Source organism: Paenibacillus sp. tmac-D7 (genome assembly GCF_006519665.1).
GTDB lineage: Bacteria > Bacillota > Bacilli > Paenibacillales > NBRC-103111 > Paenibacillus_G > Paenibacillus_G validus.
This window is the reverse complement of record NZ_VIDW01000011.1, coordinates 89,834-111,307: the sequence shown is the minus strand read 5'-3', so window position 1 is coordinate 111,307 and position 21,474 is coordinate 89,834. Positions and strand designations below refer to the sequence as shown.

Sequence of the window (21,474 nt, the reverse complement as noted above, 5' to 3'; positions counted from 1 at the left end):
AACCTCTGAATTGAAGAGGGCGACGCTCAAAGAGGTAGCAAAGTTAGCTGGAGTTTCCACGGCTACTGTATCCAATGCGCTGAACGGAACAAAATATGTAAGCGAAGAAGTCATCGACAAAATTCAGGCGGCGATACAGGAACTGAATTATCAGCCTAACATTGTAGCCAAGAGTCTGCGCGTGCAGGAATCCCGAATCATCGGGCTGTTGATCTCAGATATCGCCAACCCGTTCCTGACTCTTGTCGTGCGGGGGATCGAAGAAGAGCTTGCCAAGAGCAACTATAACATCCTGCTGTGCAACACGGATTCTTCCGTTGAGAAGGAGCGTAAGTATCTTGAAGTGCTGATTGGCAAAAGGGTGGACGGTCTGATCGTTTCATCCGCCGGGAACACAGGCGATTACTTCCGTTCGCTGGACAAGTCGGGCGTGCCGATTGTATTTCTGAACCGATGTCCGGAATTTATGAATTCCGATGTTATCATGACGAACAATATACAGGGAGCTTATTCCGCCACGGAGCATCTGATTCGGCATGGTTACGGTAGAATCGCCGTTATTACAGGCCCTTCTTCCATTAGCACGGGCAAAGATCGCTTAATTGGCTATAAGAGAGCGCTTGAGGATTACAGCGTCACACTATCCGATGAGCTGGTGAAGGAAGGAATGTTCACCATCCAGAGCGGCTACGACAAGATGAAAGAACTGATGGAACAGGAAACGAAGCCGGATGCCGTATTTATTTGCAACAACTCCATGACACTCGGGGCATACAAATATTTGAAGGAATCCGGTATCAGCATTCCCGATCAAATCGCGGTTCTCGGATATGACGATCCCGACTGGGCGGATATCGTAGACCCGCCGATTACAACGGTAAGGCAGCCCGCTTATCAGCTTGGCGTACAGGCGGCAAGCTTGATGCTGGCAAGAATTAAAGACAGGCAAGTGAAGCGGGAAATCATGTATATGGATACGACGTTGATCATCCGGCGTTCCTGCGGATGCAAGGTCGACCAACAATTCCCCGACGCATCGGACCAATTGAGAGACGTCCTATCGAGCTTATGATATTGAAGACTGGCACAAAGCAAGCCGGGCGCGAAGGACTCTCGTTGGTTTTCTGCACACTTACATTTAAACGATTAACCGCATTTTGTACATAAAACCGTTGGTTCAGTAAAAAAATTTACTAGAGAATGAAGACAGATGCAGATAACTGGAGGAAGAGAACATGAGAATTGCAGTTGGAGGAGATCATGCTGGTTTCCCATTAAAGGAAACGGTTGTAACAGCTTTAAAAAGAATGGGTCATGAGGTTACGGATTTCGGATCGTATGACAGCAATCCCGTCGATTTCCCGGATATTACCCGCACCGTATGTGCAGCAGTCCTCTCGGGAGAGGCGGAACGGGCCATTATGGTATGCGGTACAGGTGTAGGGGCATGCATCGCGGCTAACAAAATCCCGGGCATCCGTGCTTCCGTATGCCACGATATTTATTCTGCGCATCAGTGTGTGGAACACGATGATGTCAATGTGATGTGCGTAGGCGCACAAATTATCGGTCCTGTCATCGTCGTGGAACTGCTCGAAAGTTTCTTGAAGGCTGAATTCAGCACCGCAGAGGAGTTCCGGCGGAGAGTTGAAAAGCTGCATGAAATGGAGCGGCAGTTTACAGTGCCAAAGTAGAAGGCATCGTGACGCGGCGTTATCCAGATGTTGAAAGCGCATACAGCTAAGCTTGTGAATCCGATAGGGTCCGGCGATTGTTTGAATGCGGGGCTGGCATCTCATCAATTATATAAATGGAGGGGAAGTCAATGAAGTCTAAAAAAGTCGTAATGCCCATCATTTCTGCTATGTTGGTTTTGGGGTTAACCGCCTGCGGAGCGCAAGACGCGAAGGACGATCCTGCAGCGAGCAACAAGAGCACGGACAAATCCGATAGCGGCGAGAAAGTGGAGCTGCGCGTAGCCTGGTGGGGAGGTCAAGCGCGCCATGATAAAATGAATAAACTTTTCGACTTGTTTGAACAAAAAAATCCAAATATCAAAGTTTCCCGTGAATTCACGACGGAGAACCAATACGCGGAGAAATTCACGACACAGGCGGCCGGAGGTAATGCGCCGGATGTGCTGCAGACAAGCAGCTTCTTCCAATTCGACTTTGTAAAGCGCAATATGATGCTCGAACTGGATCCGCTAGTCGCATCCGGGGATATCAACGTTTCCGATTTTGACCCTGTCGATGTAGACGGCGGTAAAGTAAATGGCAAGCTGTATGCGATCAGCCTCGGGCACAATATTAATGGGATCATCTATAACACGGAGATGTTCAAAAAAGCCGGTCTGGACATGCCTAAAAACAACTGGACCTGGGATGATTATGTCGCTACGGCGAAAGCGCTTCAAAAATCGCTGGGCAAGGAAGCTTGGGCGAGTGAGGATGAGGGCGGCGTGTACAGGGTTCTGGAGCTCTTCGTTCAGCAAAGAGGCAAGTCAGTGTTTACCGAGAACGGGCTTGGTATAGATAAACAGGATTTGACGGACTGGTTTACGTTCTGGGATCAAATGCGAAAAGACGGCTTAACCCCGCCTCCGGCGATTCAATCGGAACAAGGGGATAAAACGCAGGAACAGTCGATGCTTGCGCGCGGCAAGGTAGCGATGATCACCAAAAGCTCCAATCAGCTGAAAATTTATCAAGGCAGCGCCAAAGACGAGCTCGGCATCGTCAGTTATCCGATGGATCCGAACGGGCAAAAGAAAATTCCACTGATCGTGGCTTCGCTGGGCATTTCCGCAAAAACGAAGCATCCGAAGGAAGCGGCTAAACTGATCAACTTTGTCGTTAACGATCCGGATGCGGCTAATATCTTTAAGGGAGAGCATGGTCCGCAGGCCTCCAAGAAAATGCAGGAAGTGATCAAGCCGCTGCTTGGCAAGCCGGAGGAGAAGGAATACGCGTTCGTTAATGAAATGATGCCGACCACGAAGCCATATCCAACCATGCCGGGCGGAAGCACATCGGTTCAGAAGCTGCTGCTATCTAACAATGAAGCGATAGCGTTCGGCAAGAAGACCATTCCGCAAGCGGTTGACGAATTCTTCGCACAGGCGAATCAGGTTCTGGGCCGATAAGTCCATTGATAAGTCATTAATAGGGCTGGAGCCCGGGGAGCTAACGCCCTGAGCTCCAGCCGCATACAGAGGAGATTTCATGCCATGCCGATAATTTCGAAAAGCAAACGATGGTTATGGATCCTACCATACCTCTTTCTTGCACCTTGGTTGATCGGACTGCTGGTGTTCAACGCCATCCCGATTCTCAGTTCCTTATATCTCTCATTTACGAACTACAATTTCGTGTCCTCGCCGAATTGGATCGGATTGAAAAACTATGTGACCATGTTTGGCAAGGATCCGCAGTATTTGCAAGCATTGAAGGTTACGGTAACTTATGTGCTCGTTGCCGTGCCGCTAGAGCTGGCCTTCGCCCTTTTCTTGGCGCTGGTGCTGAATAAGGGAATACGGGCACTCGGTTTTTACCGGGCGGTTTATTATGTGCCTTCGTTGATCGGGGGAAGTGTAGCGATTGCCATTCTGTGGCAGCAGGTGTTCGGGGAGCGCGGTATCGTCAACCAAGTGTTGAGTTTGATCGGAATCGATATGCCAAGCTGGGTAGGCACGCCCGATTATGCCATCTGGTCGATTATTTTTCTCAAGGTGTGGCAGTTTGGTTCCCCGATGGTTATCTTTCTGGCTGGGCTCAAGCAAATTCCGCCAGACTATTATGAAGCTTCTTCCCTGGATGGTGCAGGCAAGTGGAGTCAATTCTATCATGTCACACTGCCGATCTTGTCCCCTATCGTATTGTTTAATGCCATCATGCAGATCATCAGTTCGTTTCAAGCCTTCACGCCGGCGTATATTATCAGTAACGGTACGGGTGGGCCTGTGAATTCGACACTGTTCTATACGCTGTATTTATACCAGAACGGCTTCGGTAACTTTCAGATGGGCTACGCCTCCGCGATGGCCTGGGCGCTTCTCGTCATCATTGCTTTCTTTACAGGGTTGATCTTTATTACCTCGAAAAAATGGGTTCATTACGGCGATTAGGAGTGACAGATATAATGGCAATGAGGGTTCAGGTTCAAAAGCTGCTGCTTCACGCACTCATCATCGCAGGGTTCATCATCATGCTGTACCCGATCCTATGGATGATCATCAGTTCATTTAAACCGACGGAAACCATTCTGACAGATAACAGCCTTTGGCCGAGAAACCTGACACTTTCGAATTATATCAAAGGGTGGAAAGGTACATCGGGCACTACGTTCACGACCTTTTATATGAATTCTCTGCTTATGGTCGGGCTGGCCGTCGTTGGCAATATCATATCCTGCTCGCTTGCGGCGTATGCCTTTGCACGGCTGGAGTTCAAAGGGAAGAAAGCGATGTTTGCCCTGATGTTGATGACGATGATGATTCCCATGCATGTGCTGGTTGTTCCGCAATATATTATTTTCAATAAATTGGAATGGGTCAATACGATACTTCCTATCGTCGTACCGAAATTTTTTGCCGTTGAAGGATTTTTCGTGTATCTTACCGTGCAATTTATTCGCTCCCTGCCGCGAGAGCTGGATAAAGCGGCAACCGTAGACGGATGCGGACCGATTAGTATTTATACGCGGATTATTTTGCCGTTAACCACTCCGGCCATCGTGACCACGACGATTTTTACATTTATTTGGACTTGGAACGACTTTTTCAGCCAGCTTCTTTATCTTAGCAGCGTGAAGAAATATACGGTGACGCTTGCGCTTCGGATGTTCACTGATGCGGGCGGAGAGGCTGCGCTCGGTTCGTTGTTTGCCATGTCGGTGCTGTCCATTATACCGGTATTCTTCATCTTCTTATTTTTCCAGCGATATATCGTCGAGGGAATTGCAACGTCCGGTATTAAATAAATCCGGTATATCCGGTTTGACGCTTGTCACAGGCAGGAGGAGTTTTGTGCCGCTTACTAACGACGACATGGTATCGAAACGAACCTGCATGCCCTTGGTTCCTATACAAACAACGATTTATTATGGGTGGTACATCGTGCTGATCAGCGGATGGGCCATCTTCTTCTCCGGACCAGGCCAAGCCTATTCCAATGCTGTCTTTATCGAGTCTTATATGGCACAATTCCATATGGACCGAACAACGGTTTCGAGCATTTACTCGCTAGCAACGATGATCGCCGGGATTCTTTTGTTTGGTGTGGGCAAATTGACCGATCGCTACGGCCATAGAGTGATGATGACATGGACTGCTGTTTTGCTGGGACTGGCTTGTTTGTGGAACAGCTTTGCGGCAGGTACGGTTACTCTCTTTATCGGATTTTTGATGATACGATTATTTGGACAGGGATCGATGTTTTTAATTCCAAATACGTTGGTTTCCCAATGGTTTGTAAAGCGCAGAGGCCGGGCTTTAAGTTTTGCCGGTCTGGGAGGATTGCTGGGCGCGGCTGTCTTTCCGCCAGTGAATAACTGGTTGATTGAAGCCTATAGCTGGCAGACGGCATGGAGGGTGCTGGGAGCCGCCATATTATGCTGTTTCGCTCCTGCAGCCTTTTATTGGGTGCGAAATAAACCGGAGGATGTCGGGTTGCTGCCGGATCATGCATCGTCGGATTCGGATCAAGAATCTTCGCACAGCTCTGCCGGCGAAGATTCTTGGACGTTATCGGAGGCCATGAGAACAAGAGCCTTCTGGTTTATACTGGTTTGCACCGCGATACCGGCTATGGTCTACGGCGGAATTACCATCCAAATTTTCTCGATCTTGAACGAACACCAGATCGATCGGATGACAACCGCCTTTATCTTAAGCTTCGTTCCTTTGATCAGCTTCATATGCTCGTTGTTTGCGGGCTTTATTGTGGAACGCGTCCGGGTTCACACGATGCTCGGCTTAACCTTTGGATTAAACATGCTGACCCCGGCTCTGCTGATTACCGCGCAGTCGGAAACGATGATATACCTCTTTGCCATGATATGGGGAGCCGGTCAAGGGTTGGTGAATGCGCCTCTTAGCGTCATATGGCCGAATTACTTTGGCCGCAAGCATTTGGCGAAGATTAACAGCGTGACAACGACCGCAATGGTTTTCGGTTCTGCACTAGGCCCCATTCAGCTGGGGTGGGCCTACGACCATATCGGGAATTACAACCCCATTCTATGGATGATGGTCATCTTCTGGGCCATCGGGGCGCTGCTTGCTTTCTCAGCTCCGCCGCCTGCAAGAATTCCGTAGACCGCGCACAGTTTGTGAGCGTGAGGCCGCATTGCCGATCTAACTCGGCGAGATCATAAGCTTAATGTTGAAATCGGTTAATATTTTATCGAAAGGCGGCTTCGGTTCGGCGTCCGTGATCAGGATATCGATAGGGTCGAACGAGCATACGCGGTGGAAAAGATGCTTATCAAATTTGGCTGAATCGGCCAGCACAATGATTTGGTTTGCTCTTTTGATCATCTCTCTTTTCATGTAGGCTTCCTCCACCGTAGGGGCGAACAAGCCTTCGGTCGAAATGCCGCACGTGCCGAGGAAAAGTTTATCCACTCTGATGTCGGCTAGCATTTCGATGGCGCGAGGGCCGAAAGCGTAGCGGTGCCAAGTATTCAATTGCCCGCCCAACAGATGGGTGGTGGTTTGAGGCTTCTCACACAGGATGGCTGCGATATCGATGGAATTGGTCACAATTACGTTATTTTGGGTCGTCAAAAATTCAGCCGTATATTGCGTTGTGGTGCCTGTATCCATAAGCAGATAATCGCCGTCCTGGATAAGCGAAGCTGCCGCAAAAGCGATGGAGCGTTTGTTTTCCGTGTCGCCCAACCGCTCCTTGTAGCTGCTAATATGTTTAGTTAGAGAAGGCAGCATAGCTCCTCCGCGGATACGAACGATTAAGCCATCCTGCTCCATTTTCACCAAATCGCGTCTAGCCGTATCGTAAGAAACCCCATACATGGAGCAAAGCTTTTCCATGCTGATCTTCGCATTCAGTTTCAAATAATCCACGATCGCTTTTATTCGTTCCTCTTGATTCATGCGCGGCCCACCCTTTAACCGAATGTCTCCCTTCATTGTATAATCAGCTGCTTGTTTCTTCAATCTCAGCATATAGCACAGTTCTTTGTAGAAGCGAGCTAGCTGAACCAGGAGAATTGCGAAAATTGTCGTGTTGTGTCAAATTCCCTCTTGAAAACGCAGGAAAGAGTGTGTACTATAACATGGTATAACTTCAAACGACTCGTATAATTTTGGGGATATGGCCCATAAGTTTCTACCGGATGACCATTGTAATCGTCCGACTATGAGTGAGAGCGCATCTAGGGTTCCGTTTCTTTTGCTTTGCGGAAGAAGGACTGGTCCGAGTGATGCAGACACTTTACGTGTTACACCATAAGGGATAAAAGCCCGGAAGGATAGGCTTCACTTGAGAGAAATAGCTCAGGGAGTCTGTCCTTTTTGTTATTTTGGAGAAGGAGCGGGACATGTAGCATGAAATTACTTGAAGAGCGCATACGTCAAGAGGGACTCATATTGTCCGATACGGTGCTGAAAGTCGATTCATTTTTGAATCATCAGGTCGATACGCAGCTGGCGCTGGAGATCGGGCGGGAATTCGGGCGGATATTTGCCAATGAGCCGATTACCAAAGTGCTGACCATTGAAGCCAGCGGTATTCAATTTGCGATGGCGGCGGGGATCGCGCTTGGCGTTCCTTTTATTTATGCCAAGAAAAAGAAAGCCGTCACGCTCTCCGAGAATGTGTATGCGGCATCCGTGCACTCATTCACCCGGCAGGAGACGTACCAGGTCAGCGTCTCTCAGAAATACTTGGGCCCGAACGATAAAGTGCTGATTGTGGACGATTTTCTCGCTACGGGCGCAGCTCTTGTGGGGCTCGTCGATATCGTGAGAGAAGCGGGAGCGGAGCTGCTGGGTGTCGGCTGTGTGATTGAGAAAAGCTTTCAAGAAGGTCGCGCCCTGCTGGAGCAAAAGGGTGTGCGCGTTCACGCCCTGGCCCGGATCGCCTCGATGTCGCCAGGTGAGGTTCGCTTTGTAGAAGACGAAGACGATACGTCAATCCATCAGATGAAGGAGAATGCAGGATGTTAAGCAAACAGAAAGTGGTTACCCTGGGCTTTCAGCACGTGCTGGCGATGTATGCGGGCGCTGTCATCGTGCCGCTGATTGTGGGTGGAGCGCTTAAGCTGAACGGCACCCAGATGGCTTATCTGATCGCAGCCGATTTATTTACATGCGGGATCGCGACGATTTTACAAGTCATGGGAACGAAGTATTTTGGCAGCAGACTGCCTGTTATTTTGGGATGCACCTTCACTGCGGTTGGCCCGATCATTGCGATTGCCTCCGCTTCGAATCTGGCTACCGCGTACGGAGCCATTATTCTGTCCGGCTTGTTCGTTGTTTTGGCCGCACCGCTATATGGCAAAATGCTAAGGTTTTTCCCTACGATTGTGACCGGCTCCGTGGTAACGATTATCGGGCTTTCCTTAATTCCGGTGGCGATGAACAATGCGGCAGGCGGCCAGGGAAGCGCCGATTTCGGCCAGCTGCATCATTTGCTGCTTGCGCTAGGCACGCTTCTCGTTATTTTAATCGTTAACCGTCTGGCTACCGGATTTTTGCGTTCCATTTCCGTGCTCGTAGGCTTGGTGGCCGGAACGGCTGCCGGGTATGCCATGGGTATCGTTCACTTCTCATCCGTTGCGGAAGCGTCGTGGGTTAGCATTGCGCAGCCGTTCTACTTCGGCGTTCCCCAAATCAGCATCACGGCTATTTTCACGATGATTATCGTCAATATTGTCAGTATGGTGGAGTCCACCGGCGTTTATTTTGCAGTAGGGAAAGCGACTGAACAGAAGGTCGAGAAGAAGCAGATTGTGAACGGCCTGCGTTCCGAAGGTCTTGCTATTATGCTCGGCGGAATTTTCAATGCATTTCCATACACGGCTTTCTCCCAAAATGTCGGGCTGATCTCGCTGACCCGCGTTAAATCCCGGGATGTTATTTTTGCTGCGGGAGGCATCATGGTTATTTTGGGCCTGCTGCCTAAGCTGGCGGCTTTAACGACAGTCATCCCCAGCGCCGTGCTTGGCGGCGCGATGATCGTCATGTTCGGATCGGTTGCGGCCTCGGGCATCTCGATTTTGTCAGAAGTTGATCTGCGCAAGGATGGCAACCTGCTGATTGCCGCATGCAGCATCGCTGTCGGCCTGGGCTCGGCGACGCTGCCGCAAATGTTCGACCAACTGCCGGCTTTTGCGAAAATGCTCATGCAAAACGGCATCGTATCCGGTTCCTTGACCGCTATTTTGTTGAATCTGTTCTTATCCAAGCAGAAGGACGCCTCGTCTGCTGTCCTGAAGGACGCCTAACCAGGTTATACTTCAGCAGGATGATGGACGTATCGGCCATGCTCCGGAATCGCCAGCTTATCGAAATCGCGGGCCAGCCTGGCCAGTCCCTGTTCAAGCTCTTCCCCGAACATAGGGATGCCGTGTCCTGTAACGGCGAAGAGCGGTTTGAGAGCTTCCAAGCGTTTGACGGATGCCCAGGCCTTGTCCCACTCCGCGGTAAAATAAGCGGGAGGTCCATGAATTTCTGCACGTTGCGTGATGACGGCGAGCGCTGATTCTTGCTTGACTGTAATAAAAGCATCCCCGGCTATGAGCGTCCGGTCCGATTCGCGGAATAAGGAAACATGCCCCTCCGTATGTCCGGGCGTGTGAATCCATCGCCAGCCGGGCATCACGGGGATGCTGCCATCATCCGGCAGCGCTTGAGCCCGCTGACCGATATCGATGCCTTTACGAGGATAAAGAGGCGATATTTGCGACATCAAGCCGCCTCCGACGGTTGGATCAGGCTCGGGGTAATCCGCCTTCCCCGTAAGATAGGGGAGTTCTTTTTCGTGAGCATATACCGGAACGTCCCAGAGCTCCAATAAATCTGCAAGTGACCCGACATGATCAAAGTGTCCGTGGGTCAGTACAATGGCTCGCGGCTGAACGGAACGAAACCGTTTTTTCGCGGTATCTGCAATATTATCGGCAAACGTATAGACACCCGCATCCACCAACACCCAGTCATCGCTCCCCGGTTCTCCGACAAAAACGACATTCGCTATTAATGTTCTCATGTACAGCATATCTTCAGGCCCTGCATCCATTTTTTACATTCCCTCCATTCATGTGGTTAGGATGCGCGGCTTCATCCGAATTATTCCCCTCTTTCGTTCAGGAAGCCCCGACTGCCCCATGGATAGGAAAAAAAAAGCACCTCTTCCAACGTTTCGTCAGAAGAGGTGCTTGGTTCATGATTAGATGACACCTTGCGCGATCATAGAGTCCGCGACTTTAAGGAATCCGGCAATGTTGGCGCCTACCACGAGATTACCGGGATGACCGTATTCCTCAGCGGCGTTGACGGAGTTTCTATAAATATTTTTCATAATTTGATGGAGCTTGTCGTCGACTTCATGGAAGGACCACGAATATCTCATGCTGTTTTGCGACATTTCGAGCGCAGAAACCGCTACGCCACCCGCATTGGCGGCTTTGGCGGGTCCGAATAACACACCGGCTTTTAAGAATACGTCGATGGCATCGAGCGTGGAAGGCATGTTGGCGCCTTCGCCGATGGCTTGAACACCGTTCGAGACCAATATTTTGGCGGAGGTCTCATCGATTTCGTTTTGCGTAGCGCAAGGCAGCGCGATATCGCATGGAATCGTCCAGATGTTTTGGCAGCCTTCCGAGTAGATCGCGTCCGGATGCTCCTTCACATACTCGCTGAGGCGTTTTCTTTCGACTTCCTTCAATCTCTGTACCGTCTCGAGATTGATTCCGTTTTTGTCATAGACGTACCCGTTAGAATCGCTGCATGCAACGACTTTTGCGCCTAACTGGGTGGCCTTTTGGATCGCGTAAATCGCTACGTTGCCTGATCCGGAAACGACAACCGTGCTTCCCTCAAAGCTTAATCCCTTCGATTTCAACATCTCATTAACAAAATAAACGGTACCGTATCCGGTAGCTTCCGTACGTGCCAAGCTGCCGCCGTATACAATGCCTTTACCTGTCAGCACGCCCGCTTCATTGCCACCGCGGATTCGTTTATACTGGCCGAACATGTACCCGATTTCTCTGGCGCCTACGCCGATGTCGCCGGCAGGCACGTCCGTATCGGGGCCGATATATTTAAACAATTCGGTCATGAAGCTTTGGGTAAACCGCATAATTTCTCCATCGGATTTCCCCTTCGGATCGAAATCCGATCCGCCTTTGCCCCCGCCGATCGGTTGGCCGGTAAGGGAATTTTTAAAGATTTGTTCGAATCCGAGGAATTTAATAATGCTGGCGTTGACGGAAGGGTGGAATCTCAATCCGCCTTTGAAAGGCCCGATCGCGCTATTAAATTGTACGCGGAATCCGCGGTTCACTCTTACAATCCCTTGGTCGTCTACCCAAGGTACCCGGAAGCTGATCAATCGCTCCGGTTCAACGATTCTCTCCAGAATGCCATGTTCCTTATACTTCGGATGCTTGGCGATAACGGGGATTAGGGATTCGAGGATTTCTTTGATTGCCTGATGAAACTCGCTTTCATGAGGATTGCGTTTGACGACGGTTTCGTATACGTCCTGAACGTAATCTCTTGCGTTCACTTCTTCTTGACTCATCGTTTGAAGAATACTCACTGTTGTTCAACCACCTTCATAAAATTAATTCATATCAAGCCTATGGCAAGTAAGAAACTACTATTTATTATTTTTACACAGGATGAAGAATGCGGCAACAATTATTTACACCGCTTGTTAAGTATACAGTTTTGTTACAAAAAAACAACTCCAAATTTGTGAAAAGAAATCAGGAATAACAAGTCCAAATAGGGAAAACCTAACAGGGAATAAGGGTTGGAGGTAATCAATGGCTTACAATACTCCTCAACGGGTCGCGGAATTAAGCATCGAGGCAGGCAAGCGCAAAATAAGTTTGCCCCTTCCAACGCTGTTGTCCCTCGGTTTTTTGGCCGGCGCATTTATCGCTTTAGGCTTTTTATTGGATATTCGTGTCAGCGGGAGCATGCCCAAGGAGTGGGGGAGCTTGTCCGGGTTTCTAGGGGCGGCTGTGTTCCCGTTAGGTCTCGTTCTTACCATCGTCGGCGGCGGGGAGCTCCTGACCGGGAATATGATGCTGGTAACGATGGCGATGCTTGCCGGGCAAGCTTCATTTCGTCAACTTCTGCGGAATTGGTTTTGGATCACCGTGAGTAACTTTCTGGGCGCTGTTTGTGTAGCGTTCCTTTTCGGTCATGTGGTCGGGTTAACGGCCGAAGGTCCATTCCTGGCGAAAACGCTGTCGATTGTCGATGCGAAGCTGGGTGAAACTTTTCTTCAGGCGTTTGTATCCGGCATCGGGTGCAATTGGCTGGTCGGACTGGCCGTCTGGCTTTCCTATTCGGCCGACGATGTCACAGGGAAGATTGTGGCCATATGGTTTCCAATCATGGGTTTTGTAGCTATAGGCTTTCAGCATGTGGTCGCGAATATGTTTATCATTCCGGCTGCAATTTTTGCAGGTCATGCCAGCTGGGCCGATTGGGGCAGTAATTTCATTCCTGTCTTTCTGGGCAATGCGGTTGGAGGTTCGCTATTCGTTGCGCTCGTGTATTGGATCTCCTATATCAGAGGTACGCAGGAGAGAAGCAGGTAGCAGCCTGCCGGTAGAACGTGCGGGAGGTTTTGCAAAAAATAATCGAAAAACTCCCGGCCAAGCGACGGTATGCTCAGCCGGGAGTTTCTTTGTAACGATCCTCGTTATTTCACTAAGGCTTTAACGATATGATCCATCGTGATTTCGTTGGCTATGAGGCCGCTGATCGTCCAGGGACTCGGATCGGCCATCTCATACACGTGACCGCCTTTGACCGCCTTGAGTCCTTTGTAAATCGCGCTCTGCTTCAGTTTGTCCAGACCGGCTTCTTCCGGCTTGCTGGCAAGGAACAGATGGTCGGCATCGAGATCGGCCAATGCTTCAAGAGCAATCGGTTTCCAGGTGTTCTCCGCCGCAGGCAGTTGTTGGATCATTTTCGGCTGAGCGACCGCGAGGTCACCGAACAGGACGTTCGCCGCAAACCGGTTATTCTCAAACAGATAGTACTGGTCGCCGATCACCCAAAGAATCGCGGCTGTCTGGTCGCCGATTGCCGCCTTGATCTTCTCCTTGGCCTGCTTGGCTTTCGCATCGTAACTGGCCAACTTATCGGCGGCTTCCTTATCTTTGCCGAGCAGCTGGCCCATGATCTGCAGCTGCTTCCGCCAGTCAGCGCTATCCGCATCTTTATAAATATAAGTCGGGGCGATTTTTTTATAGCTTTCGTACTGCCCGTTTTGGATAGCCGATGCCGAGCTGAAAATAATCAGGTCCGGGTCAGCTCCGATCGTTTGTTCGATCGGCAAATCCCAACCGATTGTAGGCACGCCTTTCAAATCGGTCTGCAGGTAATCGAGCACCGTAGCGCCGATCGACCATTGGGCCGCAGGCTTTACCCCCAGTGCTATCAGCGAATCTTCCAGGTGCGGCGCGAGGATGCGTTTGGCGTCTGCGGGAACGGTCACCTCGCCCATCGCGTCCGTTACTTTCAATTCCGCTCCAGCCTGTTTATGACTTTCGTTCACGCTTGTACTCTTGCCGTCATTGCTGCCGCATGCGGCCAGCAGGAATAAAGCGCAGATCATAAGAATGGTCGATCCTATCGTTTGTTTGCGAAATAGCATAGTGGCCTCCTTCGAATGTGTTTCCGACGATAATGATAACCATTCTCAAGATAATCGTCAACATCCATTAATTTCATAATCGGGCTCTTTTATGCGAAAGTGATTGAAACAAGCGTTACATACTTTTATAATGATAATAATTCTCATCAGTACCCTATTAACGGTTTAGGAAGGTTGAATGTAATTGGCAACGAACCAGTTCGGACAAATCAAGGCACCCGCGGGACGGGGGGCGCGAACCGGCTTGATGTTTTCCGTCGGCATCATTTGTGTCTTGTTGGCGCTGGCCCTTTCTCTTGTTTACGGGACGAAAAACTTGACGCTGGCAACCGTATGGGAGGCTTTGTTTCATTATGAAGCCGGTAATACGACTCACCAAATCGTCGGGGAAATCCGTTTGCCGCGGGCTCTGGCGGCCATATTGATTGGCGCTTATTTCGCGATATCGGGCGCTATTATGCAGGCGATGACAAGAAACCCGCTCGCGGAGCCCTCGCTCCTAGGGGTTTCTTACGGGGCGGCGTTCGCTCTCGTGATCACGATGACGCTGTTCCCGAGCGTTTCGGCGCTTGGGGCGACAGCCGCTTCGATGATCGGCGCGGGGCTCGCGGCCTTCTTTGTTTTTACGATTACCTCCGTCTCCAAAGGGGGGATTACGCCGGTCAAGCTGGCTCTTGCCGGTGTGGCGATCGGCATGTTTCTGAGCTCGCTCACTTCCGTGGTGGCGCTGCATTTTGACGTGTCGAAAGAGATGAGCTTCTGGTATGCCGGCGGATTGGCCAATACCGATTGGAAGGCGGTTCGGATGCTTGCGGCAGCCGGTGCGATCGGCATTCCGCTGGCCCTCCTGCTCGCCCGCTCGTTAACGCTGTTCAATCTGGGAGTGGAAGTGACGAAGGGACTGGGCATCCATGTGATGCTGGTTAAAATACTCGGGGTCTTCGCGGTGCTGCTGTTAACGGGCAGCTCGGTTGCCGTAGCGGGGGCGGTCGGCTTTGTAGGACTGGTTGTCCCTCATATCAGCCGCATGCTGGTCGGGCCGGACTACCGCTTCCTGCTTCCGGTTTCCGCCGTGCTGGGCAGCTTTCTGCTGGTGCTGGCCGATGTAGGGGCAAGGATGATCAGTCCGCCGTACGAAACGCCGGTTGGCGTAGTGACAGCCGCCATGGGCGTGCCGTTCTTCCTGTATTTAGTCCGAAGAGAAGGGGGACGGTTCTCATGAACAGCATGCCGGGTAAATTTGGTTGGACGATGCTGGCGCTGGCGGTGCTCCTCTTTCTTGTCGCTTTAGTCAGCCTGAACCTCGGCGCCGTTTCGCTGTCACCCGGCGAAGTATTCCGGACGCTCATCGGCAGCGGAAGCGAGAAACAGCAGCTGATCCTGCTGCACATTCGGCTGCCTTCCATCGTGCTGGCGCTCCTCGTTGGCGCCGGCATGGCGGTTTCCGGGGCTATTTTGCAAAGCGCGGCGCGCAACGAACTGGCGGATCCCGGCATCCTGGGGATTAATGCGGGAGCGGGGTTAGCGGTCGTCGTTTATATCACCTTGTTTCAAACTGCAACCGGAGGGCTGAGCACGCTAAGCACGTTCATGCTGCCGCTCTTTGCTTTTGCCGGGGCCTTATTGACCGCAGTTTTCATTTTCGTATTTGCCTGGAAGCGCGGACTTCAAGCCACTCGTCTCATTCTGGTCGGGATAGGCATCAACGCCGGTCTGAGCGCTATCCTGATTGCCCTGCAGCTGAGGCTGAATCCGCTTGACTTCATGAAAGCGGCGGTCTGGCTGTCGGGCGATTTGTGGACGACGCAGTGGTCGTTTGTATGGGCGCTGCTGCCTTGGTATACGGTGCTGCTTCCGTACACGCTGTATAAAGCTCATACGCTTAATGTATTAAATTTGGGCAGTCCGGTGGCGATGGGACTCGGTGTTCGTGCAGACCGGGAGCGCCTCATCCTTCTCGTGCTGGCGGTGGCGCTGGCGGGTCTCGGTGTGGCTGCCGGGGGAGGAATCTCCTTCCTGGGCCTCATCGCTCCCCATATCGCCCGCCGCCTTGTCGGGCCCAGACATCAGATGCTGCTGCCGACAGCGGCGCTGTTGGGCTCGCTCATCCTGCTGCTGGCGGATACGATTGGAAAAAACGCCTTGCCGCCCACCGAGATTCCCGCCGGACTGGTCATTTCCATGGTTAGCGCACCGTATTTTGTGTATTTGCTGATGAGAGTGAAGTAAGGCGGATGACGATGACCATTTTTGACCAGAAGACGGAGGAATTCAACCATGGACGGTAGCGATATTTTTGAACTTTCCATTCGTTCGCAGAACGAGTTAAGAGAGCTGGTAGGGACGCCTCACCAAGCGGTTGTAAAGAAAAGTGTTGCTCAGTTAGATGAACGTACCCAGGATTTCATCTCCATGTCGCCACTTGTATTCATTTCGACCAGCAGCGCAGAAGGGAAATGCGACGTTTCCCCCCGGGGGGATCAGCCGGGATTTGTGCACATTCTGGATGAGCGTCGATTGATGATCCCCGAAAAACCGGGCAACAGACGGGGGGATTCAATGTTTAACATTTTATCCAACCCTCATGCCGGACTTCTCTTTCTCATCCCCGGACTCCATGAAGTGCTGCGGATTAATGGACGTGCCTGTGTAGTCAAAACCGCTGACGTTATGCCAAAGTGGCCCGCGAACCAAGAGCCTCCTTTACTTAGCGTTGTGGTTGAGGTGGAGGAATGTTTTATCCATTGCTCCAGAGCTTTAAACAAATCTCAAATTTGGGATGTTGACACGTGGCCTTCGAAAGAGAACTTGCCTTCAGCAGCGGAGATGTTTCAAGCTCACTTGAAGATCAATGGCTACACACTGAAGGAATAGCCTTCGTCCTTGAAAGGGAACAAGGATGAAGGCGTTCGGATATCAGGTCCGATGCGCAATCTGCGGAAATATATTTCTCATTGTGCGGTAAGCGGTAAGGGCACCTGTTGAGGGTGCCTTATTTGTTTTTTCCATGATGCGGGGAAGCTTCCGGGGCAAGAAGGTATAGGCAGCTGTGGAATCTCCGCCGATGGAAGCGGGATGGGGCCTGCATGTGGCCAAGGGCTGCAAAGAAAAAGGAGAAAATCAGTAACAAGAGCGGAGCCTCCTTCATACAGTTGCAGTATATGTTGGATGGTGCGTTTGCCTAAAGCTCGTGCTTCCTGCACATTCCTGTTACGCGGCAAACTCCAACTAAACTAAATTTTCGGAGGTTAAATCATGGATGATTTCAAAAAAGAGCTTCAACAATTGAAAATTAGTGAATTCCAAGCAGGCGAGATGGTACCTATGGAGTACCAAGGCCAGTACGATCCGGCTCGACTATGCGGCTTCCAGTGCGGCGGAGGCGGCTTCCGATGCGGCTGCGGCGGTTTCCGTTGTGGCTGTGGCGGCTTCCGGTGCGGCTGCGGCGGCTTCCGGTGCGGCTGTGGCGGCTTCCGGTGCGGCTGCGGTGGCTGCGGCGGCTGCGGCGGCTGCGGCGGTTGTGCCCACCGTTGTTTCGCAGGCTAGTTTTCTGAAGGAAACCGCGGCTGGTATTGAAGAAAAGGTAACCCCTGCGCAGACCATGCATTTGTTTCGCAGGGGTTTTTTCTCAACAAGAAAAAGATTAGGCAAGTGGGACAACAAGCCGTACATAAGATAAAGATAAAACGTGAGGGCACAGCTTATAAAGCTGCTCGCGGTAAGGAGGAGCGGAATGACGGGTTTGAATCCTTCTATGCGTCTGAAAGTGAAAGGGGATACGTTTTTTCTTCCTGATCCAGATGGCCATGTCTATTTTCGAAATAACTCAGGCTCGTTCAAGTTGGAAGGCAGTACGATCGATCAATGGATCGAGAAGCTGATCCCGGTGTTCAACGGCAAGTACACGTTGGACGATTTGACGAACGGATTACCGGAACCGTATCGGAATCGGGTGTATGAAATCGCAGGAAAAATGTACGAAAACGGTTTTGTCCGGGATGTGAGTCAAGACCGCCCGCATCAATTGCCGGACGAAGTTCTCCAAAACTTTGCCCCGCAAATTGAATTGTTGGACAATTTCGGCGATTCGGGCGCGTACCGTTTCCAATCCTATCGGGAAGCCCCGGTATTGGCGGTCGGCTCAGGTTCCTTCCTGGCCTCGCTCGTTGCGGCGTTGTTCGAATCCGGCATGCCTAAGGTCCACGTGCTGATCACGAAGTCGGAGCCGGCCCACCGGTGGCGGTTGGCGGAACTGGAGGCGCATGCCCGCAGAGCCGATCCCGAGGCGGCGCTTGTAGAGGTTGGCCTGCAAGAGGGCTGGCGCGAAGCCGTGCAGCCGTTTCATTCGATTCTGTATGTGTCGGAGGAGGGCAATACCGAGGAACTGAGGGCTCTTCATGCGGTTTGCCGAGCTGAGAAGAAGGTGTTTCTCCCCGCCATGTGTATGCAGCAGGTCGGTTTCGCCGGCCCTGTGGTGCACCCGGACTCCGAGGGGTGCTGGGAGTCGGCTTGGCGCCGGATACACCGGTCCGCCATCGACAAAGACCCGCAGCTGCACCCGTTTTCTTCCGTAGCGGGAGCGATGCTCGCGAATGTCATTGTGTTTGAGCTGTTTAAAACGATTACGGGCATGACCGAAGCGGAATTGTACAATCAATTCTTCCTCCTTGATCTGGAGACGCTGGAAGGCGGCTGGCATACGTTCGTCCCCCATCCGCTGGTGACCGGACGTGCCGCCGTCCAATGGGTTCAAGATCTCGATGTGCGGCTCGAACACAGCAAGGACGGGGATGAATCCGGGGGTTTGCTTCCTTTCTTTAACCAGCTGACATCGCCGCAATCGGGCATTTTCCACAGTTGGGAGGAGGGCGACTTGAAGCAGCTGCCGTTGGCGCTATGCCGCGTCCGGCCGGCCGATCCGCTCTCGGAGGGGCCGGTTATGCCGCTGCCGGACATCATTGCTGCGGGGCTGACGCATGAGGAAGCGCGAAGGGAAGCGGGGCTGGCCGGGATCGAAGCGTATCTGTCGCGTATGGTCCGGCCGCTGGCAGAGGGTAAGCTTGTGCAACCGCATGAATTCGTCGGTGTGGGAGCAGGGGCAACCGTCGCGGAAGGCGTTAGCCGCGGGCTGCGTCATCGTTTGGACGAGGAACTGCGCAAGCGGCAAGAGGAGCGGCAGACAACGGTCATTCCGCTGCGGCTTCGTGCGGTAGAGGATGACCGCTGCCGGTATTATTTACAGGCGTTGACTACCTTGCAAGGAGAACCGATGATCGGGCTGGGGGAGGAACTGTGCGGATTCCCCGTAGCGTGGATCGGAACGGGCGGTCGCTGGTACGGCAGTGCAGGGTTGAATGCGACGCTGGCCTTGCGGCAAGCCTTGCAGCAGGCGCTGCTGAAGGTACAACATCCGGCGGCGCGTCTGACGCAAGCCGTCGAGGTGTTATCCCTGCAGCCTGAAAGAAACGCACGGCAAAGCCTCGTGATTTCCCCGTGTGAAGACGGGGAGCAGTCGAAGGTATTGCAATCGGCCCTGCAGGTCTTGAAGCGGAATCAGAAGCGGCTCGAAGTCTTCGAGCTGACGGCGGAACCGTTGTGGGAAGAGGAGCTGGCGGGTGCGTTCGGCGTGGTATGGCGAGAGGAGGAGCATCAATGAGCGCTGTCGTCGCGGTTGTCGGAGATGGACTGTTGGCCGACTATGTATGCAGCGAGTTGTCCGCCCAATATCAGGTCGTTCGTCAAACAGGCTTGAGAGATGGCATCCCGCAAGCAGCGGAGTTGGCGTTGCTGCTGCATGATGCGTGGCATCCCTCCGCGTATCATGAGGCCGAAGAGATGTTCCAGTCGGCCGGCATTGCCTGGTTACGGGGCTTCGTCCACTTCGGCGAGGGCCTCATCGGACCGCTGGTTCGCCCGGGTATCCCCGGGTGCTCGCAGTGCGCCGACATGCGGCATCTGATGGCGGGGCGCGACCGCAAGGAAATGTGGGAGCTGCGGCAAAGCTTGGCTGCGCACGAGGGCTTCCGCCGCGATGCGTGGGCGTCTCGCACAGGGCTGCTGCAGGCGGCTCACCTGCTCGCGGCGGAAGCCCGGCGAGCGCTTCAGGGAGAACCGGCCTTACTGGGAGACAAGGTATATGCCATCAACCTGAAAACGCTGCGCAGCTCGCTTCACTTCTTCCTGCCCAACCCGCTTTGTTCCGTTTGCGGGCAAGTGCCCGACGATTCGCCGGAAGCTGCGCACATTTCGCTGCAGCCTAATCCGAAGAGCAGCCCGGACAGCTTCCGCTGCCGTCCGCTGGACGAACTGAAGCAAGTTTTGCTCAAAGACTACTTGGATTACCGGACCGGCCTGTTGAACGGAAAAATGGTAGATCTCGTGTCGCCGTTTGCCGATGTAACGGTGAACCAGCCGCTGTTCGCGGGCGATGAAGTTTCGGCGGGCCGGACGCACTCCTATGCGGAAAGCGAGCTGACCGCCGTTCTGGAGGCTTTGGAGCGCTACGGCGGCGTTACTCCCCGGGGCAAGCGGACCGTCATCCGCGACAGCTTCAGCCGTCTGCGGGACCAAGCGCTCAACCCTTTCCAGGTTGGCGTGCACGACAAGGCGCAGTATGAGCGTCCCAGGTTTCCGTTCAAGCCGTTTCATCCCGATCGTAAAATCGACTGGGTATGGGGCTATTCGTTCCTGCAGGAACGGCCGATTCTCGTTCCGGAGCTGCTCTCCTATTACAGCTTGGGCTGCGGACACGGCTTCGTTTATGAAACCTCCAACGGCTGCGCCTTGGGCGGAAGCCTGGAGGAAGCTATATTTTACGGTATTTTGGAGATCGTGGAGCGCGATTCCTTCTTGCTGACCTGGTACGCGCAATTGCCGCTCCCGCGCCTCGAGCTTCGTTCAGCGGACGACGAGGAGCTGCAGTTGATGGTCGAGCGTGTGCAGGCCGTGGCGGGATTCGATCTGCATGTATTTAACGCGACGATGGAGAACGGGATCCCCAGCGTCTGGGCCGTGGCGAAAAACAGGAAGCCGACCGGGCTGAACCTCATCTGTGCAGCAGGCTCCCATCTGGACCCGATCCGGGCGGTGAAAGGCGCGATTTACGAGTTGGCCGGTATGATGCGGACGATGGACGAGAAATTTGAGGCAAACCGGGAGGAATATGCGCGAATGCTCCAAGATTCGTCCCTGGTGCAGCAGATGGAACACCACTCCATGCTGTACGGTTTGCCGCAGGCGGAAGAACGCCTGCACTTTTTGCTCGATGAGAAGCGCCCGCTGCGAACCTTTAACGAGGAATTCAAGCCAAGGGAGAGACGGGCCGATCTTACTGATGATCTGATGAGTTTGATTCAAGTGTTCAACCGCTTGAACCTCGAAGTCATCGTCGTGAATCAGACGACGGCGGAGATGAGGCGAAACGGACTGCACTGTGTGAAAGTACTGATACCGGGCATGCTGCCGATGACATTCGGACATCACTTGACGCGCTTGACAGGATTGGAAAGGGTGCTGCGGGTTCCGGCCGAACTCGGCTATGTGAAGCAGCCGCTCACACTTGAACAGCTTAATCCGCATCCGCATCCGTTTCCATAAACGC

General features: G+C 52.5%; 19 protein-coding genes and 1 riboswitch. Of the genes, 15 read left to right on the top strand and 4 right to left on the bottom strand.

From position 1 onward, the window contains the following. Positions 1-10: 10 nt before the first annotated feature. The 6 genes from FKP33_RS10470 to FKP33_RS10445 all read left to right on the top strand — a co-directional run bounded on the left by FKP33_RS10470 (position 11) and on the right by FKP33_RS10445 (position 6,316). A complete protein-coding gene (locus FKP33_RS10470) occupies positions 11-1,072 on the top strand; it encodes a LacI family DNA-binding transcriptional regulator (RefSeq protein ID WP_141334912.1) in 1,062 nt (353 codons plus the stop codon). A gap of 163 nt (positions 1,073-1,235) precedes the next feature. Then, complete coding sequence (rpiB, locus tag FKP33_RS10465) at positions 1,236-1,694, top strand: ribose 5-phosphate isomerase B (RefSeq protein ID WP_141334910.1); 459 nt, start codon at positions 1,236-1,238, stop codon at positions 1,692-1,694. 131 nt (positions 1,695-1,825) lie between these two features. After that, the gene (locus tag FKP33_RS10460) at positions 1,826-3,145 is read left to right on the top strand and encodes an ABC transporter substrate-binding protein (RefSeq protein WP_181410112.1); all 1,320 of its coding nucleotides are present in this window, start codon (positions 1,826-1,828) and stop codon (positions 3,143-3,145) included. An 84-nt stretch (positions 3,146-3,229) separates the two neighbouring features. Further along, on the top strand, positions 3,230-4,126 hold the full coding sequence (locus tag FKP33_RS10455) for a carbohydrate ABC transporter permease (RefSeq protein WP_127605242.1): 897 nt from the start codon (positions 3,230-3,232) through the stop codon (positions 4,124-4,126). A 14-nt stretch (positions 4,127-4,140) separates the two neighbouring features. Then, the gene (locus FKP33_RS10450; protein WP_141334906.1) at positions 4,141-4,980 is read left to right on the top strand and encodes a carbohydrate ABC transporter permease; all 840 of its coding nucleotides are present in this window, start codon (positions 4,141-4,143) and stop codon (positions 4,978-4,980) included. Between the two features lie 46 nt (positions 4,981-5,026). After that, positions 5,027-6,316, top strand: a complete 1,290-nt coding sequence (locus FKP33_RS10445) for an MFS transporter (RefSeq protein WP_127605238.1) — start codon at positions 5,027-5,029, stop codon at positions 6,314-6,316. 39 nt (positions 6,317-6,355) lie between these two features. On the opposite strand, the gene FKP33_RS10440 is transcribed toward FKP33_RS10445, so the two are convergent. Then, positions 6,356-7,114 (bottom strand): DeoR/GlpR family DNA-binding transcription regulator, encoded by a 759-nt coding sequence (locus FKP33_RS10440; protein WP_054796143.1) that lies wholly within the window; start codon positions 7,112-7,114, stop codon positions 6,356-6,358. A gap of 182 nt (positions 7,115-7,296) precedes the next feature. Then, a riboswitch (purine riboswitch) is annotated at positions 7,297-7,400 on the top strand. Positions 7,401-7,567: 167 nt separating this feature from the next. Here FKP33_RS10440 and FKP33_RS10435 point away from each other — a divergent pair. Continuing rightward, positions 7,568-8,188 (top strand): xanthine phosphoribosyltransferase, encoded by a 621-nt coding sequence (locus FKP33_RS10435; RefSeq protein WP_054796137.1) that lies wholly within the window; start codon positions 7,568-7,570, stop codon positions 8,186-8,188. After that, positions 8,182-9,471 carry a nucleobase:cation symporter-2 family protein gene (locus FKP33_RS10430; protein WP_054799227.1) on the top strand — a complete coding sequence of 430 codons (1,290 nt, stop codon included), beginning with the start codon at positions 8,182-8,184 and terminating at the stop codon, positions 9,469-9,471. The genes FKP33_RS10435 and FKP33_RS10430 overlap by 7 nt, the downstream gene beginning before the upstream one ends. A 5-nt stretch (positions 9,472-9,476) precedes the next feature. Here the strand turns inward: FKP33_RS10430 and FKP33_RS10425 are convergent, their stop codons facing one another. Together FKP33_RS10425 and gdhA are read right to left on the bottom strand one after the other, a co-directional pair. After that, entirely contained in the window at positions 9,477-10,265 is a 789-nt protein-coding gene (locus tag FKP33_RS10425) for an MBL fold metallo-hydrolase (RefSeq protein WP_141334904.1), read from the bottom strand. A gap of 150 nt (positions 10,266-10,415) precedes the next feature. Continuing rightward, the gene (gdhA, locus tag FKP33_RS10420; protein ID WP_054799229.1) at positions 10,416-11,777 is read right to left on the bottom strand and encodes an NADP-specific glutamate dehydrogenase; all 1,362 of its coding nucleotides are present in this window, start codon (positions 11,775-11,777) and stop codon (positions 10,416-10,418) included. Positions 11,778-12,024: 247 nt separating this feature from the next. On the opposite strand from gdhA, the gene FKP33_RS10415 reads away from it, so the two are divergent. Further along, complete coding sequence (locus tag FKP33_RS10415) at positions 12,025-12,810, top strand: formate/nitrite transporter family protein (RefSeq protein ID WP_127605234.1); 786 nt, start codon at positions 12,025-12,027, stop codon at positions 12,808-12,810. 104 nt (positions 12,811-12,914) lie between these two features. Here the strand turns inward: FKP33_RS10415 and FKP33_RS10410 are convergent, their stop codons facing one another. Continuing rightward, the gene (locus FKP33_RS10410) at positions 12,915-13,874 is read right to left on the bottom strand and encodes an ABC transporter substrate-binding protein (protein WP_141334902.1); all 960 of its coding nucleotides are present in this window, start codon (positions 13,872-13,874) and stop codon (positions 12,915-12,917) included. 184 nt (positions 13,875-14,058) lie between these two features. Here FKP33_RS10410 and FKP33_RS10405 point away from each other — a divergent pair, with 184 nt between their 5' ends. From FKP33_RS10405 to FKP33_RS10380, 6 genes are all read left to right on the top strand, one after another. Then, complete coding sequence (locus FKP33_RS10405; RefSeq protein WP_236595729.1) at positions 14,059-15,096, top strand: FecCD family ABC transporter permease; 1,038 nt, start codon at positions 14,059-14,061, stop codon at positions 15,094-15,096. Next, the gene (locus tag FKP33_RS10400) at positions 15,093-16,103 is read left to right on the top strand and encodes a FecCD family ABC transporter permease (RefSeq protein ID WP_141334901.1); all 1,011 of its coding nucleotides are present in this window, start codon (positions 15,093-15,095) and stop codon (positions 16,101-16,103) included. Before FKP33_RS10405 ends, FKP33_RS10400 begins: the two co-directional genes overlap by 4 nt. A 48-nt stretch (positions 16,104-16,151) precedes the next feature. Then, a complete protein-coding gene (locus FKP33_RS10395; protein ID WP_127605228.1) occupies positions 16,152-16,748 on the top strand; it encodes an MSMEG_1061 family FMN-dependent PPOX-type flavoprotein in 597 nt (198 codons plus the stop codon). Positions 16,749-17,169: 421 nt separating this feature from the next. Further along, positions 17,170-17,553 carry a hypothetical protein gene (locus FKP33_RS27100; RefSeq protein ID WP_181410111.1) on the top strand — a complete coding sequence of 128 codons (384 nt, stop codon included), beginning with the start codon at positions 17,170-17,172 and terminating at the stop codon, positions 17,551-17,553. 54 nt (positions 17,554-17,607) lie between these two features. After that, positions 17,608-19,530 carry a putative thiazole-containing bacteriocin maturation protein gene (locus FKP33_RS10385; protein ID WP_141334897.1) on the top strand — a complete coding sequence of 641 codons (1,923 nt, stop codon included), beginning with the start codon at positions 17,608-17,610 and terminating at the stop codon, positions 19,528-19,530. Further along, positions 19,527-21,470: a TOMM precursor leader peptide-binding protein gene (locus FKP33_RS10380; RefSeq protein ID WP_141334895.1), complete on the top strand. Its 1,944-nt coding sequence runs from the start codon at positions 19,527-19,529 to the stop codon at positions 21,468-21,470. Before FKP33_RS10385 ends, FKP33_RS10380 begins: the two co-directional genes overlap by 4 nt. The last annotated feature ends 4 nt before the right edge of the window (positions 21,471-21,474 follow it).

Excerpts from the sequence above, each read along its gene's own strand:
- FKP33_RS10460 (WP_181410112.1), top strand. The coding sequence starts at position 1,826 with ATGAAGTCTAAAAAAGTCGTAATGCCCATCATTTCTGCTATGTTGGTT.
- FKP33_RS10430 (WP_054799227.1), top strand. The coding sequence starts at position 8,182 with ATGTTAAGCAAACAGAAAGTGGTTACCCTGGGCTTTCAGCACGTGCTG.
- FKP33_RS10380 (WP_141334895.1), top strand. The coding sequence starts at position 19,527 with ATGAGCGCTGTCGTCGCGGTTGTCGGAGATGGACTGTTGGCCGACTAT.
- FKP33_RS10455 (WP_127605242.1), top strand. The coding sequence starts at position 3,230 with ATGCCGATAATTTCGAAAAGCAAACGATGGTTATGGATCCTACCATAC.
- FKP33_RS10395 (WP_127605228.1), top strand. The coding sequence starts at position 16,152 with ATGGACGGTAGCGATATTTTTGAACTTTCCATTCGTTCGCAGAACGAG.
- FKP33_RS10415 (WP_127605234.1), top strand. The coding sequence starts at position 12,025 with ATGGCTTACAATACTCCTCAACGGGTCGCGGAATTAAGCATCGAGGCA.
- FKP33_RS10400 (WP_141334901.1), top strand. The coding sequence starts at position 15,093 with ATGAACAGCATGCCGGGTAAATTTGGTTGGACGATGCTGGCGCTGGCG.
- FKP33_RS10385 (WP_141334897.1), top strand. The coding sequence starts at position 17,608 with ATGACGGGTTTGAATCCTTCTATGCGTCTGAAAGTGAAAGGGGATACG.
- FKP33_RS10440 (WP_054796143.1), bottom strand. The coding sequence starts at position 7,114 with ATGAATCAAGAGGAACGAATAAAAGCGATCGTGGATTATTTGAAACTG.
- FKP33_RS10410 (WP_141334902.1), bottom strand. The coding sequence starts at position 13,874 with ATGCTATTTCGCAAACAAACGATAGGATCGACCATTCTTATGATCTGC.
- FKP33_RS10425 (WP_141334904.1), bottom strand. The coding sequence starts at position 10,265 with ATGGATGCAGGGCCTGAAGATATGCTGTACATGAGAACATTAATAGCG.
- gdhA (WP_054799229.1), bottom strand. The coding sequence starts at position 11,777 with ATGAGTCAAGAAGAAGTGAACGCAAGAGATTACGTTCAGGACGTATAC.
- FKP33_RS10450 (WP_141334906.1), top strand. The coding sequence starts at position 4,141 with ATGGCAATGAGGGTTCAGGTTCAAAAGCTGCTGCTTCACGCACTCATC.
- rpiB (WP_141334910.1), top strand. The coding sequence starts at position 1,236 with ATGAGAATTGCAGTTGGAGGAGATCATGCTGGTTTCCCATTAAAGGAA.
- FKP33_RS10435 (WP_054796137.1), top strand. The coding sequence starts at position 7,568 with ATGAAATTACTTGAAGAGCGCATACGTCAAGAGGGACTCATATTGTCC.